Source organism: Aquimarina sp. Aq107 (genome assembly GCF_943733665.1).
GTDB lineage: Bacteria > Bacteroidota > Bacteroidia > Flavobacteriales > Flavobacteriaceae > Aquimarina.
Genome location: NZ_OX030782.1, coordinates 2308878 through 2326847 on the forward strand (window position 1 = coordinate 2308878; position 17970 = coordinate 2326847).

General features: G+C 31.9%; 18 protein-coding genes. 8 read left to right on the top strand and 10 right to left on the bottom strand.

Features of this window, described 5'->3' with window-relative positions; genetic code table 11:
- Positions 1-34 precede the first annotated feature (34 nt).
- The 3 genes from NMK29_RS09730 to NMK29_RS09740 are packed head-to-tail and all read right to left on the bottom strand — an operon-like array spanning position 35 to position 3714.
- The gene (locus NMK29_RS09730) at positions 35-1438 is read right to left on the bottom strand and encodes a bifunctional UDP-3-O-[3-hydroxymyristoyl] N-acetylglucosamine deacetylase/3-hydroxyacyl-ACP dehydratase (RefSeq protein WP_199726755.1); all 1404 of its coding nucleotides are present in this window, start codon (positions 1436-1438) and stop codon (positions 35-37) included.
- On the bottom strand, positions 1431-2459 hold the full coding sequence (lpxD, locus tag NMK29_RS09735; protein WP_108804076.1) for a UDP-3-O-(3-hydroxymyristoyl)glucosamine N-acyltransferase: 1029 nt from the start codon (positions 2457-2459) through the stop codon (positions 1431-1433). Before lpxD ends, NMK29_RS09730 begins: the two co-directional genes overlap by 8 nt.
- A 25-nt stretch (positions 2460-2484) precedes the next feature.
- Entirely contained in the window at positions 2485-3714 is a 1230-nt protein-coding gene (locus tag NMK29_RS09740; protein WP_108804075.1) for an HD domain-containing protein, read from the bottom strand.
- A gap of 232 nt (positions 3715-3946) precedes the next feature.
- On the opposite strand from NMK29_RS09740, the gene NMK29_RS09745 reads away from it, so the two are divergent.
- The 5 genes from NMK29_RS09745 (at position 3947) to NMK29_RS09765 (ending at position 8752) form a co-directional block, all read left to right on the top strand.
- A complete protein-coding gene (locus NMK29_RS09745; protein ID WP_027391658.1) occupies positions 3947-5497 on the top strand; it encodes a PglZ domain-containing protein in 1551 nt (516 codons plus the stop codon).
- 96 nt (positions 5498-5593) lie between these two features.
- Positions 5594-5998 carry a tRNA (adenosine(37)-N6)-threonylcarbamoyltransferase complex ATPase subunit type 1 TsaE gene (gene tsaE, locus NMK29_RS09750; protein ID WP_108804074.1) on the top strand — a complete coding sequence of 135 codons (405 nt, stop codon included), beginning with the start codon at positions 5594-5596 and terminating at the stop codon, positions 5996-5998.
- 376 nt (positions 5999-6374) lie between these two features.
- Positions 6375-6908, top strand: coding sequence for a hypothetical protein (locus NMK29_RS09755; protein WP_108804581.1), 534 nt, complete (start codon positions 6375-6377; stop codon positions 6906-6908).
- Between the two features lie 154 nt (positions 6909-7062).
- Positions 7063-8262 (top strand): alanine dehydrogenase, encoded by a 1200-nt coding sequence (locus tag NMK29_RS09760; RefSeq protein WP_108804073.1) that lies wholly within the window; start codon positions 7063-7065, stop codon positions 8260-8262.
- 115 nt (positions 8263-8377) lie between these two features.
- Positions 8378-8752, top strand: a complete 375-nt coding sequence (locus NMK29_RS09765; RefSeq protein WP_108804072.1) for a DUF4258 domain-containing protein — start codon at positions 8378-8380, stop codon at positions 8750-8752.
- 154 nt (positions 8753-8906) lie between these two features.
- Here the strand turns inward: NMK29_RS09765 and NMK29_RS09770 are convergent, their stop codons facing one another.
- Both NMK29_RS09770 and NMK29_RS09775 read right to left on the bottom strand, forming a co-directional pair.
- A complete protein-coding gene (locus NMK29_RS09770; RefSeq protein ID WP_108804580.1) occupies positions 8907-9197 on the bottom strand; it encodes a DUF1272 domain-containing protein in 291 nt (96 codons plus the stop codon).
- A gap of 22 nt (positions 9198-9219) precedes the next feature.
- Entirely contained in the window at positions 9220-9879 is a 660-nt protein-coding gene (locus NMK29_RS09775; RefSeq protein WP_108804071.1) for a pyridoxamine 5'-phosphate oxidase family protein, read from the bottom strand.
- A 72-nt stretch (positions 9880-9951) separates the two neighbouring features.
- Between NMK29_RS09775 and NMK29_RS09780 the strand changes: the two genes are divergently transcribed.
- Positions 9952-11448, top strand: coding sequence for a PLP-dependent aminotransferase family protein (locus tag NMK29_RS09780; RefSeq protein ID WP_108804070.1), 1497 nt, complete (start codon positions 9952-9954; stop codon positions 11446-11448).
- A 130-nt stretch (positions 11449-11578) separates the two neighbouring features.
- Here NMK29_RS09780 and NMK29_RS09785 read toward each other — a convergent pair whose 3' ends face one another.
- Positions 11579-11959, bottom strand: coding sequence for a VOC family protein (locus tag NMK29_RS09785; RefSeq protein WP_108804069.1), 381 nt, complete (start codon positions 11957-11959; stop codon positions 11579-11581).
- Between the two features lie 6 nt (positions 11960-11965).
- Complete coding sequence (locus tag NMK29_RS09790; RefSeq protein ID WP_108804068.1) at positions 11966-13141, bottom strand: proline dehydrogenase family protein; 1176 nt, start codon at positions 13139-13141, stop codon at positions 11966-11968.
- 166 nt (positions 13142-13307) lie between these two features.
- Between NMK29_RS09790 and aroB the strand changes: the two genes are divergently transcribed.
- Both aroB and NMK29_RS09800 read left to right on the top strand, forming a co-directional pair.
- On the top strand, positions 13308-14378 hold the full coding sequence (gene aroB / locus NMK29_RS09795; protein WP_108804067.1) for a 3-dehydroquinate synthase: 1071 nt from the start codon (positions 13308-13310) through the stop codon (positions 14376-14378).
- A gap of 47 nt (positions 14379-14425) precedes the next feature.
- A complete protein-coding gene (locus NMK29_RS09800; RefSeq protein WP_159092268.1) occupies positions 14426-15142 on the top strand; it encodes a hypothetical protein in 717 nt (238 codons plus the stop codon).
- A gap of 127 nt (positions 15143-15269) precedes the next feature.
- Here the strand turns inward: NMK29_RS09800 and NMK29_RS09805 are convergent, their stop codons facing one another.
- The 3 genes from NMK29_RS09805 to NMK29_RS09815 are packed head-to-tail and all read right to left on the bottom strand — an operon-like array spanning position 15270 to position 17839.
- A complete protein-coding gene (locus tag NMK29_RS09805) occupies positions 15270-15860 on the bottom strand; it encodes a hypothetical protein (RefSeq protein WP_108804065.1) in 591 nt (196 codons plus the stop codon).
- Positions 15861-15871: 11 nt separating this feature from the next.
- Positions 15872-17314 carry a DASS family sodium-coupled anion symporter gene (locus tag NMK29_RS09810; protein WP_108804064.1) on the bottom strand — a complete coding sequence of 481 codons (1443 nt, stop codon included), beginning with the start codon at positions 17312-17314 and terminating at the stop codon, positions 15872-15874.
- On the bottom strand, positions 17315-17839 hold the full coding sequence (locus NMK29_RS09815) for a hypothetical protein (RefSeq protein WP_108804063.1): 525 nt from the start codon (positions 17837-17839) through the stop codon (positions 17315-17317).
- Between the last annotated feature and the right edge of the window lie 131 nt (positions 17840-17970).

Sequence of the window (17970 nt, forward strand, 5' to 3'; positions counted from 1 at the left end):
TGTTTTAATATATAATAACTGATATACTAAATAATTATTTTGATTTGACTATTTGTGCCATAAGTTCTGCTTCAGTCACTAACTTTCCGTTAGCGTATGCAAATGCTTGCATATGACAAATTCCCCTTCTAATCGGAGTAAGCAATTCTAACTTAAATATTAACGTATCCCCTGGCAGTACCTGCTGTTTAAATTTAACCTTATCAATTTTCATAAAATAAGTAAGGTAATTTTCTGGATCAGGAACTGTACTCAACGCTAAAATACCACCTGTCTGAGCCATCGCTTCTACTTGCATGACTCCTGGCATAACAGGTGCTCCAGGGAAATGCCCAACAAAAAACGGTTCATTCATAGTCACATTTTTCATCCCAACAACATGTTTGTCCGACATTTCTAAAATCCGATCAATCAACAAAAATGGAGGTCTATGAGGAAGCATAGACATAATTTTATTGATATCCATTAAAGGCTCTTGATTTAAATCAAATTTAGGAACTTTATTACGTTTCTCAATTTTTATAATCTTAGAAAGTTTCTTAGCAAATTGCGTGTTTACGTAATGTCCAGGTTTATTTGCTATGATTTTACCTCTTATTCGTGTTCCAATAAGAGCAAGATCTCCTATAACATCTAATAATTTGTGTCTCGCAGCCTCATTAGGATAATGCAATGTTAAATTATCTAATATCCCATTTGGTTTTATAGCGATAGATTCTTTTCCAAAAGCAACTTTAAGTTTTTCCATGGTACTAGGACTTAATTCCTTATCCACATAAACGATTGCATTATTTAAATCTCCACCTTTTATCAAACCATGTTCTAATAACATCTCAAGTTCATGCAAAAAGCTAAATGTTCTAGCATCTGCTATTTCTTCTTTAAAATCAGAAAGATGCTTTAAAGATGCATTTTGCGTTCCTAAAACCTTAGTGCCAAAATCCACCATTGTGGTTACTTGATACTCATCAGATGGCATTACGATAATTTCACTTCCAGATTCTTCATCTGTATATGATATTACATCTTTAACTATGTATTCATCTCTTTCTACTTCTTGCTCTACAATACCTGCTTGCTCTAAAGCTTGTATAAAAAACTTACTAGATCCATCCATTATAGGTGGTTCAGAAGCATTAAGTTCTATCAATAAATTATCTATTTCTAGACCAACACAAGCTGCTAAAACATGTTCCGAAGTTTGAATACTTACTCCATTTTTCTCAAGATTTGTTCCTCTTTGAGTATTTACAACATAGTTAGCATCTGCCTCTATAATTGGATTGCCTTCTAAATCAACACGGCAAAAAGCGTATCCATGGTTCTCAGGTGCAGGTTTAAAAGTAAGTGTAACTTCTTTTCCTGTGTGAAGCCCTACTCCTTTGAGCTCTATTTCTTTCTGAATAGTTCTTTGTTTATTCGCAACGGAATTACTCATTGTCATCTATCTTTTTCTCAAGTTTGTATACTCTATCTACAATTTTGGGTAAATTTTTAAAATGTACATAAGATTTGTTATAATCTGAGTACCCTAATGCTGGAGAACCTTGAATAGCTTCTCCATCTTTAATATTTCTTCCTATTCCTGATTGTGCCTGAATTCTAACATTATTGCCTATAACTAAATGTCCGGCAATACCAACCTGGCCTCCTATCAAACAATGTTTTCCTATTTTAGTAGATCCTGCAATACCAGTTTGCGCAGCAATTGCAGTATGCTCTCCGATCTCTACATTATGTGCTATCTGAATCTGATTGTCGAGTTTTACTCCTCTTCTAATAATTGTTGATCCAAGTGTAGCTCTATCAATTGTTGTTCCTGCGCCAACATCTACGCTAGATTCGATAATAACATTTCCTGTCTGAGGGACTTTACTGTACTCCCCCTTTTCATTAGGTGTAAACCCAAATCCATCCGCACCAACAATAGCACCACTATGAATAACACAATCGTCACCTATTATTGATTCAGAATATATTTTTGCTCCTGCGAAAACAACAACATTATTTCCTATAGTAACATTATCCCCTATATATACATTAGGATAAATCTTAGCATTTTCTCCAATACTTACATTATCTCCTAAATAAGAAAACGCACCTAAATATATATTATCTCCATACTTAGCTGTTTCTGAAATAAAACTGGGCTGTTCTATTCCCGTTTTATTCATTTTTACCATATTATAATAATCCAACAACTGAGAAAATGCTTTATACGCATCATCCACTCTAATTAAAGTAGTCTTAATATTAGACTCAGCTTCAAATGTTTTATCTACTATTGTAATTGACGCATCAGTAGAATAAATGTATGGAGTATATTTGGGGTTAGACAAGAATGTTAGCGAACCTTTAGTCCCTTCTTCTATCTTTGCTAGTTTTGATACTTCTACGGTTTCATCTCCTTCGATTTCACCATTTAGAATACCTGCAATTTGTGTGGCTGTAAAAATCATTAGCAACAAAAGTATAAAAAATGTGTTAATCTATGTACTTTGGATAACATATAAAATATTTAGTCACTGGTTTTGATAACGCCTTCAAATTAAATTGATCCGTAGCACTCACAATATCAACTATTTTGCTTGATTTATATAAAATATTTATATTCTGTTTATTTTGATGATAAGCCTGATTAGAAATCATTCCTGTAAATATAAAATAACGTGCTTCCTCTTCAGAAATGTTAGATTTTAATCTAAAATCATTTATACGTTTATCTATTTTATCCGCATTAAATGTTTTCTTTTTAATCTTTATACGCAATAAATCTCTATCGATAATCATATTGCACAAATTTCGTAAAACAAAATCTTCAGAAGTTGCCCATTCCTTCATAGCTGATACTATATCATAATCATCCAACTTCGAAAAAGTTTCTAAAACCTCTTTTGTAAAATTATCTGCAGTTATTTTATTTTCTAGAAAAAACAACAAAGGTTTACTAGCATTTAATTTTTCTCCTTGATCAACTAATTCTTTTGCTCTTTTTAGAACTCTAATCAATAGACTTTCGGCTACTATACTAGTTTTATGTAAGTATACTTGCCAATACATAAGTCTTCTTGCTAATAAAAACTTCTCTACCGAATATATCCCTTTTTCTTCAACTACCAATTCATCCTCTTCAACATTTAGCATGGTGATAAGACGTTCACTATTAATATTACCTTCTGCGACTCCGGTATAAAAACTATCTCGCTTTAGATAATCTAAACGATCCATATCTAATTGTCCAGAAATCAACTGATGCAGGAATTGACGGTGATACTCTCCTTTAAAAATTTGTATAGCGAGCGTTAAACTCCCGTTAAATTCTTTATTGATTTCCTCCATAAACATCAAGGAAATTGCTTCGTGATTTACTTCATTAACTATACTATGTTCCATCGCATGAGAGAAAGGACCATGTCCTATATCATGTAATAATATAGCTATATATAATGCATCTTCTTCATCCTCAGAAATACTAACTCCTTTAAAACGAAGGACTCGCACTGCATTTTGCATTAAATGCATACATCCTAAAGCATGATGAAATCTAGTATGATGCGCCCCTGGATACACTAAATATGATAAGCCCATCTGAGATATTCTACGTAATCTTTGAAAATATCGATGTTCTAAAAGATCAAAAATTAGTTCATTAGGTATGGTAATAAAACCGTAAATTGGATCGTTTAATATTTTGAGTTTATTTCTTTTTTTCAAGTTTATAGTACTTTTATCAACAAATATATATGTATGGATTCAGAATTACGAATTAACTGATATGAATTATACTATATCCTTATATATTGATAAAGTAAAATTGTAATTATTTAAAATAGAAACAGTCACTAAATGAAATGAAACTAAAGAGTAAGAATTATATAAACTATACTCATTTAGTCGTTTTGTGACATAACCATCCGGTAATAACGAATAAAAAAATAACATAATAATGAGCAACATAAAGATACTTTGGGTAGATGATGAAATTGATTTATTGAAACCACATATATTATTTCTCGAAAAGAAAAATTATCAAGTTACCAAATGCCAAAGTGGTACTGAAGCGATTGAAACACTTGAAGATGAAAATTTTGACATCGTTTTTCTTGACGAAAATATGCCCGGACTATCAGGAATTGACACATTAGCGGAGATCAAAGAAAAGAATGACAGCCTTCCTGTGGTAATGATTACTAAAAGTGAAGAAGAATATATTATGGAAGAAGCAATTGGAAGCAAGATTGCTGACTATCTAATTAAACCCGTAAATCCGAATCAAATTTTACTGAGTCTAAAAAAGAATTTAGATCATTCTAGATTAGTTTCTGAAAAAACGACTTCAAATTATCAGCAGGAATTTAGAAAAATAGCTATGGATATGGCTATGGTAAATTCCTATTCTGAATGGGTTGATTTATACCAAAAACTAGTGTATTGGGAAATTCAATTAGAAGATATTGAAGATACCGGAATGTTTGAGATTTTAGAATCTCAAAAAGTAGAAGCAAATTCTCAATTCTGTAAATTTATTGACAAGAATTATCCGGACTGGTTTAACGGAGATGGAGACGCTCCAATTATGTCTCATACACTTTTTAAAGAGAAAGTAGTTCCAGAGTTAAGTAAAGAACAACCAACACTTTTTGTAGTAATTGATAATCTTAGGTATGATCAATGGAAAGCATTTGAACCCATTGTAAATAACTATTACAAAAAAGAAGAAGAAATATCGTATTGTAGTATTTTACCAACTGCAACACAATATGCCCGTAATGCTATTTTCTCCGGTCTTATGCCTGCCGACATGAAGAAAAGACATCCGGATCTTTGGTTAGACGATGTGGATGAAGGTGGTAAAAACATGAACGAAAATGAGTTTCTTACTGCGCAATTACAAAGACTAGGTCTTGACATTAAGCACGAATATTATAAAATCACAAATGAAAGATCTGGAAAAACCTTGGCAGCTAATTTTAAAGGACTTAAAGACAATGATCTAACAGTTGTTGTTTATAATTTTGTAGATATGTTGTCGCATAGTAAAACTGAAATGGAAGTGATTAAAGAGTTGGCTTCGAACGACAAGTCATACAGGTCATTAACCCAAAGCTGGTTTAAAAACTCTCCTTTGTTAGAGATGATACAACAAGCACAGCAAATGGGATTTAAATTATTAATTACTACAGATCACGGGACCATTAATGTAAAAAACCCTTCTAAGGTGATTGGTGATAAGAATACTAGTTTAAACCTAAGATATAAAACTGGAAAGAGTCTTACTTATGAAGATAAAGAAGTATTAGCAGCTACAAATCCGAAATCTATTCATCTACCATCCATTAATATGAGTAGTTCATTTATCTTTGCAAAAGGAGATTATTTCTTTGCGTATCCAAACAATTACAATCATTATGTTGGATATTATAGAAATACATATCAACACGGAGGAGTTTCTCTTGAAGAAATGATTATTCCGTTTGCGGTGTTAAATCCGCGATAAATAAAACATTTATTATAAAAGCGTATGTACTATTAAAAAATATAATAGTACATACGCTTTATTAACTTTGACAAGTCATTCTAAAAACAAACTGTAGTGAAGATAACGTATACCCTAGACGAACTTTCGCAAACTGCACAACACATTATTACCCACTCCAAACATAAAACATTGCTTTTTGATGCAGAAATGGGAGTTGGCAAAACAACTTTAATTAAAGAGATCTGCAAACAACTAGGTGTACGTGATACCATTTCTAGTCCTACCTACTCTTTAGTAAATGAATACCAAGGTGAAGAAAACACCATTTATCATTTTGATTTTTACCGAATACAAGACGAAGAAGAAGCTTATGATATTGGTTTTGAAGAATACCTAGACACCAATGCTTGGGTATTTATAGAATGGCCAGAAAAAATATCCAATTTATTACCAGAAAATAGTGTTAAAATTAAAATTGAGCTATTAAACGATGGTAAAAGAGTACTTTTTTTAGGGTAAAAAGATGTTAAAAAAGTCATTTTAATAAACTTTAACAGAGTTACGCTTTTTCTTACAGCTAGAATAACCTATTTTTATTGTTGTTTTTTACTAGTACTTAATCGATAAAAATATGTTTTTTAACAGGAATCACGTAAGGAATATACTTTTTTGCAGTAACAAAATAACCTTCTTACAGCTTGCAAAACTACAATTTTTTTGAATTGAGCTACCGATAGATTTTCATCTAAGTTTGGGACCATAACTAATTTAAACCCTATAAAGATGAAAATCACAACAACCATTATTTTTAGTTTTTTATTTTCCCTAACAACCTACATATTCTCCGATGTAGATAATGACAACCAGACAAAACTCAATACCTCAACCACACAAAATGACAACACCCAACAAGGAAAAAACATCCCCAAATCAATGTCAACACACATCAAACCAAAAATTAAAAAGCCTGCGAACGGGTAGTATAATAGCAGTTTTAATAGCTTTTATACCTTTCTTGTTTTATTTCACAGATATTTTCCCAGATGGTGCCATCTGGGAAAATTCTTTTTTCACTTATCAAAGCAAATACTACGAAAGCGTAAGCACTTTTATATGGGTAGCTTTAAGTAAATTAATTCCTCTTACACTCTTTATAATATGGTTTTTCACCTGTAAGCATTGGTGGAGTAAAATAATTCTAATACCAATTGGGTTATATTTTTTTCAGCTTATATCCATCCTAAATGAAGACTCTGAAATAGTTGATAATCAGGAGATTTATTATTCAATCCCTTTCGTTGTTGTAATAATTTCTATTGTCTATACGATTCGCGTCAAAATATTTGACAAAATCCATAATATTGATTTATCTGAATTAGATGAAATTAACAAATCGAATAAAAAATCTTGGTGGAATCGATTTCGCTAGTTGTGAAACATTAATAATTTATGTGTATTTAAATATACAAGGGGTTTATTTATGTAATTCTGCATTACTTATATAAACCTTTGCAAATACGGTAATACTAAATTTGGATGCTATCCTTTTTTATTCGTAATTTGAGATAAAGAATATCACACAGATGAGCAAACCAACCTCTCCTTTTACCAAAGAACAGCTTCTGCCTCAAGAAGAAATGATTGAAGTCGCTCGAAAAAAAGGAAAACTTTTTATAGGCATACCTAAAGAAACTAGTTATCAGGAGAAGCGAGTATGTTTAACTCCGGATGCCGTTGCTGCGTTAACAGCTCATGGTCATCGAGTATTATTAGAAACTAATGCAGGATTAGGAGCAAGTTTTACTGATCGCGAATATAGTGAGGCTGGTGCAGAGATCACAAATGATACTAAAAAAGTTTTTGGTTGCCCTATTATTCTAAAAGTTGAACCACCATCAATAGAAGAATTAACGCATATCAATCCACAAACAGTTTTAATTTCTGCGTTACAACTAAAAACACAATCCAAGATATATTTCCAAGAATTGGCAAAAAAAAGGATTACAGCTTTAGGATTCGAATTTATTAGAGATGCAGACGGAGCTTATCCCGCAGTTCGTGCATTGAGCGAAATTGCAGGAACGGCAGCTGTATTAATTGCTTCAGAATTAATGAGTAGTTCCACTCAAGGTTCTGGATTAATGATGGGGAATATAAGTGGTGTTCCTCCCGTAGAAGTAGTTATTATTGGTGCTGGTACGGTAGGAGAATTTGCAGCTCGTTCTGCTATAGGATTAGGTGCTAATGTAAAAGTTTTTGACAACTCTATTACAAAACTTAGATGTATTCAGACTAACATAGGACGACCATTATACACCTCAACAATACAACCCAAAAATTTATTAAAAGCCTTGAGACGCTGTGATGTAGTTATTGGAGCTGTTAGAGGAAAAAACAGATCGCCAATCATTGTTTCTGAAACTATGGTAGAGCGCATGAAAAATGGTGCTGTAATCATAGATGTTAGTATCGATATGGGTGGTTGTTTTGAAACCAGCGAGGTAACCTCTCATGATCATCCAACTTTTGCAAAACATGGTGTAGTGCATTATTGTGTTCCTAATATCCCATCACGATATGCAAAAACTTCATCTTTATCTATTAGTAATATATTTACTCCGTACTTATTACAAATCGGAGATGAAGGTGGTATAGAGAATGCAGTTCGTTTTGATCGAGGTTTAAAAAGTGGATTATATTTTTATCACGGAATTCTCACAAGTAAATCTATAGCTGATTGGTTTGACCTGTCGTATAGAGACATCAACCTTTTAATACTATAATTTTAATACCTGAAAAACACTAAGGAAAAGGATTTTTTTTATAATCTTCTTTCCTATTTAGAAAGTTTGTAACTCCAAAACTTTCCTTACTTTTGAAGCTTCATTTTAGAAAGATATGAAACTAGCACATAGACTGGGATTTTACTTTTTTGGATTTATTATCGGATTATTTTTACTCCTGTTTTTCTTAGGAGGAAAAAACGCGTCTTGCGACTATTCTCCCAATGCTCGAGTATTAAAAAACATAAGAATTAAAGAGCGTGTATTCTCCGAAGATATTTTAAGTTCCATGCAAATCCATAACATAGATACTGCAGACATCTCATCTATATTAATTACTGGAAATGTGGATTTTGGAAAAAGCAATACTAAATTAGATTCATGTAACACCTATTTTATAGAAGGGCAGATTAAAGAAAAAAATATTGGACTGCATATAGCAAATTGCGATTCTATTGCTAGAATGAATGCTTTAGAGATTTTAAAATAATTAGAGTTTCTTACTAATCATCCAAAAATCAAAATCTGCTTTACCAATGCAAAATTTATTGTCTTAGGCTCAGGTATTGTTCTTGCTATTGTTTGGGTTTTTGTAGAACAAAAAACTAGAGAAAAAAGGAAATCTATATCCTAACAAACCATCTCTATCGTTCTCTAGGGTTAGTACCTCTGAACTTTTCTAGTAATTTCTTGAATTTTTCAAGTTTTACTGGTTTATAAACCACTTTGGTACTTAAAGGATATTTTTCTAATAACTTGGTAGGCCTAGATGGTCTTTTAGTAAAACCACCTCCACAATTTGGACAAACATTAAACAAAACAGTATCTACACAATTTTTACAAAAAGTACATTCAAAAGTACAAATCATTGCCTCTTTACTATCATTAGGTAATGATACATTACAGTTTTCACAGGTGGGTCTAATTTCTAACATACTAATTAAATTTGATTCTACCTTAACTATTATCATTCACATATTGTGATACAGCATTAGGGATTTTAATTTCAGGGTTTAAATCAGATTCCGAAATAGGCTCATATGCAACTTGTTTAATAGGTACGACACCAGCCCAAATTGGTAAATTATGATCTTCTTTTTCATCCACAACACCTTCTGCCCTTACCTTAGCTGAGGCAGTATCTATTTTAATAGCCATTACTAATGTAGCATTAAATTCTTTAGTATTAGGTTTTCTTATATTATTCCAATGTCCCGGAACCATATGATTTAAAATACATTCTAAAGCACTCATCTTCTCTTTAGGATCTTCCACTTTACGTACATTTCCAAAAACAGTCACAGATCGATAATTCGCAGAATGATGAAATGCAGATCTTGCCAAAACCAAACCATCGAGATGAGTTACAGAAATACTTGCTTTACCTTCTTCCAATAAATTAACGATCATTCTATTTTTTAACGAACCATGAATATAAATCGTGTCTCCTTCTCTTCCATACGCTGTAGGTATCACTATTGCTTGATTGTTCCAAACATATCCTACATGACATAAAAAGGTATCATCCAAAATCTTATTAATTTCCATCTTATCGTAGGTAGCTCTTTTTGCCCCTCTAATTACTTTATTAAGAGGGGTAACTTTATATTCTGACATTACTTGTTCTTTTTTTGATTTAAATCAAAATTAGTAGTTTTATGGTGTATTAATTAATCCAGTTTGCATATTATGAGTAGTCCGGTTATATTTCCATTTAAGAGCAACATCGATTTAGATAAAAATTCAAGTCGACACCTCTACTTACAATTATGCGATCAATTGATTGGATTTATCAAATCCGGGAAACTAGCTCCTTCTACAAAGCTTCCTGGATCACGTAAATTATCTGAAGATTTGAAAATACATCGTAAAACTGTGGTCGCAGCCTATGATGAACTAACATCACAAGGCTGGATAGAAAGTATTCCAGCAAAAGGTACATTCGTTAATCATAATTTACCAATTATAAGCCCAAAAAAACTTGCTAACTCCAAGAAACCTGTCTTATTAAAAAATACATCGGGTTTTGAATTCAAAAAACGTAAAAACCTGTTTATAAAAGGAATAGAAACCATAAAAGCTTCTCTCAAAGTAGATGAAGGAGTCCCAGATCACCGATTAGCACCTATAGAAGATATTGCAAGAAACTATAGAAACATTACAAATAAAAAACATTATCAAGAATTATTAACCTATGGTGATACGCATGGCAATTTCGATTTACGCAAAGCACTAGTATCGTATCTAAATCAAACAAGAGGGTTAAAAATATCTACGGATAACATTCTTATAACAAGAGGCAGTCAAATGGGAATTTACCTTGCAAGTAAATTACTCCTTGATGATCAGAAAATTATTATTACAGGAAACACCAATTATATGACAGCTGATAATACATTTATAGAAGCAAAAGGTATTATCAAACGTGTTTCGGTAGATCAACAAGGTATCAGTACCACGGAAATTGAAAAAATATGTAAAAAAAATAAGATTAGTGCTGTTTACGTTACCTCTCATCATCACCATCCTACAACTGTAACTCTATCCGCAGAACGACGTATGCATTTACTTAATCTAGCACAAGAGAATAATTTTGCAATTATAGAGGATGACTATGATTATGATTTTCATTACCGCAACGCCCCTATTTTACCATTAGCGAGTAATGATACCCAAGGAAACGTAATTTATATTGGAGGGTTTACAAAAATTATTGCTCCTGCTTTACGAATTGGCTATTTTATTGCATCTAAAGACGTTATAGACGAGGCAGCAAGATTAAGACGTATTATCGATAGACAAGGTGATACTTTATTAGAACAAACATTGGCAAGAATGATCATCAATGGAGATGTTCAAAGACATAGCAACAAAGTTCGAAAAATTTATAAAGAACGAAGAGACCTATTCTGCGGTTTACTGAACGAGAAACTAAGTGATTTTTTTGATTTTGAAACTCCAAATGGAGGAATGGCAGTTTGGGTACAATTAAAACAGCCATATAATTGGGATGTAGTAATGACGGAAGCTCTAAAACTAAATATAGCCTTTAATCCAGAATGGAGGCGTTATGATAATAACCACTTAGGACACAATGGGATAAGAATAGGGTTTGCTGCTTTAAACAAAGAAGAAATTTTTAGCGTTATAAATACTTTAGAAACCGTTATGAAATCTATTCAATAATTAAATCAAACTTCTTTAACAACCTTGTTCTATTATCTCTAGAAAATATAGCTTTCTTTACTCTACTATTTATAGGATCTATACCAGAATTAATTTCAGTTTTAAAAGTTTTATCTAGTACTGAGTATCACTACTCACTTATTCTCCAAGGAGGATTTTTCCTGTTATCACCAGCAAAATATAAAATAATATTATTCCCATCCGGATCTTTAAGTCTTGCTTCTCTCCACAACCAACTTTGATCTGTTGGTAGTAAATTGAATTCTATACCTATAGATCTTAGCCTATCCACTTCTTTATCTAGTTGTTCCGTTTCAAAATAAACATAAACACCATCTTCCTCTGGTAATTTTTCAACTTCGTGAATAGAAAAAGTAGCTTCTCCTTCTTTACACTCGAACCTAGCATAATGCGGTAATGCTTTTACAATTAGCACTAAACCTAATTTCTCATAAAAAGAAATAGATTCTTCCACATTTTTAGACGGAACAGTAACCTGATTTAGATTCATACGTTATTATAACTTTCTTCTTTTTCTCTCCTTAGATAGTAAATCTAATTCTCTAGTTGTTTGACCAGCAACAGAAGTATTTTCCTCTGCTCTTCTAATAAGATAAGGCATAACATCCTTTACGGGACCGAACGGTAAATATTTAGCAACATTATATCCTTCTGAAGCTAGATTAAAACTAATATGATCACTCATACCATACAACTGTCCTAACCAAACTCTAGGATCATTTTTTACTATTTTTTGTTTTCTCATCAATTCAATAGCCTGATAACAACTTATTTCATTGTGAGTACCTATGAATACAGAAATATCATTTAAGTTTTCTAATATATATTCTAAAGTAGTATTAAAATTAAGGTCTGTAGCCTCTTTACTTTCGCATATTGGAGTTGGGTATCCTTTTTCTGAAGCACGATCATTTTCTTTTTCCATATAAGCTCCACGAACAATCTTCATTCCGATCTTAAATCCGTATACATTCGCCTCTTCATGCAACTTTTTTAAATAAGCTAATCGATCATGTCTATACAACTGCAATGTATTATATACTATTGCTTTTTCTTTATTGTATTTATGCATCATTTTGGCCACTAACTCATCCGCAGCATCTTGCATCCAACTTTCTTCTCCATCAATTAACAGCGGAACATCACATTCGTATGCTTTTTTGCATACCTGATCAAAACGTTCTTCTATCCTTTTCCATTCTTGTTCTTCTTCTTTAGTTAATGGAGTACCTTCTGTTTTCTTTTGCCATACTAGAAATCTGCCAAAACCAGTAGGTTTAAACACAGCAAAAGGAATTGCTTCTTTTTGATCTACAAAATCAAGAATTTTCAATATCTTCTTAAGCACGTGATCAAACTGCTCTTCTTCCTCTTTACCTTCAACAGAATAATCTAAGACAGAAGAAACTCTTCCTTTATCATACATTTTTTCAACAACTGGCAAACAATCTTCTTCATCCACTCCACCACAAAAATGATCAAAAACCGTTGCCCTAATTAATCCTTTAACAGGTAAATGGGCTTTCAACGCAAAATTGGTTACTGCAGTACCAATACGAACAAGAGGTTCATTAGCAATCATTTTAAAAAGAAAATATGCTCTTTCCAGTTCCGAATCACTTTTTAAAGCAAAAGCAGTTTCGGTATTATCAAACAAAGTATGTTCCTTCATTAAGTCTAAATTTTAAATATTCTTAACAATCAACCTAAATTCATTAAAATAACCATAGTATTATTAACTACTAGCTATTTGTTTTAAGATATCTGCAAATATAGAACTTGGAAGTTTATTTTATTACAAATTCTACTTAATTTCACAGCCTGTTAAAACACCTTTTATGAAGCCCATAGTTTCTAAAGATTCTATCGTATATTTTAACGATGAATGCTACACCGCACTTAATGCCTATTTAGAAAAAGCAAACCATTCTAAAATTTTCATTCTTGTCGATAGTAATACCTATCAAAACTGTTACGCTCATTTTATGAGTAAGATTGAAAAAGAATATGAGGTTGAAGTTTTAGAAATCGAACCTGGAGAAATCAATAAAAATATTGATACATGTACTAGCATATGGAATGTACTTGCAGAATATGGAGCTGACAGAAAAAGTTTATTAATTAATTTAGGTGGTGGTGTAGTTACCGATCTTGGAGGATTTATTGCTTGTACATACAAACGGGGTATTAGTTATATTAATGTACCCACTTCTTTATTAGCCATGGTGGATGCCTCTGTTGGAGGAAAAACAGGTGTGGACCTTGGGAATCTTAAAAATATGGTTGGTGTCATTAGCGAATCCGAAATGGTTCTGGTCGATACTGAATTTTTAGGAACTTTGCCTGTTAATCAAATGTGTAGCGGTTTTGCAGAAATGCTAAAACATGGATTAATACAAGACAGAGCATATTGGGATAAAATGAGCGACCTTTCTAAATTAACCACAGATGATTTAGATCAATTAATCTATGACTCTGTAATAATCAAAAATAAGATTGTTTTTGAAGACCCTACCGAACAGAATATCAGAAAATACTTGAATTTTGGTCATACACTTGGTCATGCCATTGAATCTTTTTACTTAACACATCCAGAAAAACCTGAATTATTACATGGAGAAGCGATTGCCATTGGTATGATTCTAGAAGGCTTTATATCCGCAGCATTGCTATCTGTTACAGAATTAGAGCTTATTCAAATCACCCAAGTGATCCTAGCTACATTCCCTAAAGTTGATATTGATCCTAAAGATTATCCTGCAATTATGGAACTATTAGTTCATGACAAAAAGAATGAAAAAGGGAATATTTATTTTGTATTGCTTAATACCATTGGCGATGCTAAATATAACTGTATTGTTTCTGATGATTTAATAATTGATGCTTTTGAATACTATGCATCGTTATAATTTCAGTTTGATTTAATATCTTTAAAACTGAATAAAATCTTACTATCTTGAAAAAAAGACTTTTTAAACTTTTAAAAATATTTTTTACCAGCATATTGGTTATTGTTATATTTCTAATTGCTATTCTATATTTCTCTCTACATCAAAAAATGCCTAGTGGTACTGCTGGAGAGGAAGCTGATAACTTTGCTTTACAAATCCAGAAAGCGGTAAACCATGATAAATTTATTAATACAGACTACATTCAGTGGTCTTTTAGAGACAAAAATCATTATATCTGGAATAAAAAATCTGGAAAAGTCGAAGTAAAATGGGATACTTATCAAGCAAACCTTGATCTACAAAACTCTGAAAACAGTTCTATTACTGAGGATGGAAAGTTGATTGATTCTCCAGAAAAAGATAAGTTATTAAACAAAGCACTAGCCTATTTTAATAATGATTCATTTTGGGTAGTAGCCCCTCATAAACTTTTTGATAATGGAGTGACTCGAAAATTAGTTGATTTAGAAAATGGCACTAAGGGTTTATTAGTTACTTATGATTCAGGTGGCACTACACCTGGAGATTCATATCTATGGAAAGTTGATAAAAACTATTTGCCAACTACCTATCAAATGTGGGTTTCATTAATTCCTATTGGAGGTATCGAAGCTAGTTGGGAGAACTGGAAAACAACGGAAAGTGGAGCCTATTTAGCACAATACCACAAAGCATTAGGTGTTGGGATTCCGATTAGTAATTTAAGAGCTTGGAATGAGTAAAATAAGTAGTTAATATAAAATATCGTAATCAGTACTCTTTACTATGTACTTAGTGCTGTATCGACATGTAAAATTTATATATAATAAGACTAATATTATTACTGATATAATATTAAGAATCAATAAGTCATTCGCATTCATAATTATAGAAATCTACGATTAAACTAAAATCGTCTTTTGTAAGTTCTTCTTGTTTGATTTTATAGATAAGTTCTTTACAATCACTAAAATAATCTAAAGCAACTTTTTTAAAATTAGCACTAAAAAACCCACTTGATATCAGAGGTGTTACCTCTTCTTCCCCTTCTCTTTGTACATAATAATCAACCAAGTTCTTTTTTAAACCATAAAAAGGTAGTCCATTACTATCTACAGGTAAGTAAACTCCTTTAAATTTTCTATAAATGGTTAATTTTCCTTCTTCTATTAATTCTAGGTATTTGTACTTTGACGTTCCTTTAATTTTTTTATACGCTCTAAAATAAACTCCATCTTTCTTGTAAATCTTAATCTTTTCGACATCTTTTAAATCGATAAAACGAGGTTTTTCTTTTTTGTTCTTTCTGTACTTCATTGTGCCATCAGAAAGAGTTTTTCCTAAACCCTTTAATCGAGTACCATCTTTAAAAATTAGAACAACACCATTTTTTTGGCTATATACTTCTGATTGACTAATACCAAAAAAGATAAATAAAAAGAAAAATATATTTTTAAGCATACTAACTCCTATTAGAATAACAAAGACACATAAAACTTAAACAACAAAACCAATAATATCACAGAGATGATATTTAGAATCAATCCCGCTTTTACCATTTCAGATACCTTTACATAACCACTAGCAAATACAATAGCATTTGGTGGTGTTGCCATAGGTAACATAAATGCACAACTAGCAGCCATTGTTACTGGAATTAATAAATGTAACATTGGTATATCAAGTCCTAATGCAATACCCGCCACCACAGGAACAAAAATCGCTACCAGCGCAACATTACTCATCAATTCGGTCATAAAAAGCATAAAAACGATCAGTAATAGTGTAACTACTAATAAGCTCAATCCTTTATTAGCAGCAATCATATTAGCTACCAACTCTATTAAACCTGCATGTGACAGACCACTTGCCAAAGCTAATCCTCCACCAAATAAAATTAAAATCCCCCAAGGAAGTTTTTGTGTGTCTTTCCAAACCAATGTAAACTCTCCTTTACTTAACTTAAAAGGAATAACAAATAAAGCGAAGGCTCCCATCATACTAATTCCAGTATCTGATAATTTTAAACCAGGAAAAAAACCATTAATTGTAGTTCTAGAAATCCATAAAAATATCACCGCACTAAAAATCATTAACACTCTTCTCTCAGTTTGTTTAATTTTACCAAGCTTTTTTAATTCCTTATCAATAACTTCTTTAGAAGCAGAAAAGTCAACAATACGATTAGGATATATCCATTTTACGATCACTAAGTAAACAATTCCGATCATCAATACAGAAAAAGGAAATGCTAGTAACATCCAATTCAGAAAAGAGATCTCTATTTTATATTCATTTTCTAAAAATCCAACTAAGACAGAGTTTGGCGGTGTACCGATAATAGTTGCAACTCCACCTACATTAGCAGAAAATGCAATCCCTAACATAATGCTCAGTGCAAAGTTTCTGTCATTTTTAGTAAAACCATCCTTATCATCTACTAACAATTGAATTACGGATAACGCAATTGGCAACATAACTACTGTACAAGCCGTATTACTAATCCACATACTCATAAAAGCAGTGGCAATCATAAATCCAAGAATTACACGATCAGGACTGGTTCCTGTTATTTTTATAATAGACAGTGCTATTCGCTTATGGAGATTTACTTTTTCTAAAGCCAACGCCATCACAAAACCACCAAAAAACAAGAATACTATTGGGCTACCATAACTTTGCGAAACCGTTTTTAGGTCCAAAACTCCCACTAATGGAAATAATATTAAAGGAATCAAAGCCGTAACCGATATAGAAACTGCCTCCGTTATCCACCAAACAATCATCCAAACCGCTACCGAAATTACTTTGTCGGCAATTTCTGAAACGAGAACAATAGGAAGATTGATCAATAGCAAAAATAATATCGGCCCTGCTATTAATCCAATCTTTTTGATGAGTGGATATGGTGTCATTTATTTTTTGCTACTTCCAGTGAATTGTTGAGATTTATTACTAAATAACACATTAAAAGTTGTTAAACTTCCATACATACGTGTAATATATTGCTGTAGATCTACCTTATCTTGATCATCAATTACCTTAGAACTATTGATCTTTTGTTCCATGACACGGATACGATCTCGTACCATCACTATTTTATGAAAGAAGGTATCAATCGGAATTTCTTTAGAAGCTAAATTAGTGTCTCCAGGTTCTAGTATGATCTTACCACCTTTCCATTTATCTGCAATTGGAACAATTTCGGAGATATCACTGTATCTTTTTAATAATTCTCTAAATGTTCGTTCTACTTCATAGAAACTAATAGTATCAACTTCATCCTCTACTCCATCGATTATTTCAAAATCTTCATCAACATCAATAGTTTCTAATCCATTTTCTATAAAAGTTACCCAATACATTTTTGCGGTAACATTAGTAACTACACCCAATCCATAGGTTGGATGCTTTATTCTAGAGCCAATTCCTAATATCATTAATCTATGTTTTTAAGCTAAAATAAAAAAGTATGACGGTTTTATACACTGATTAATAAAAAATTATAACAGCTATTTAACAATTGTAAAAGCCAGCCTCATTTTACTAACACATTACAAATAACTACATT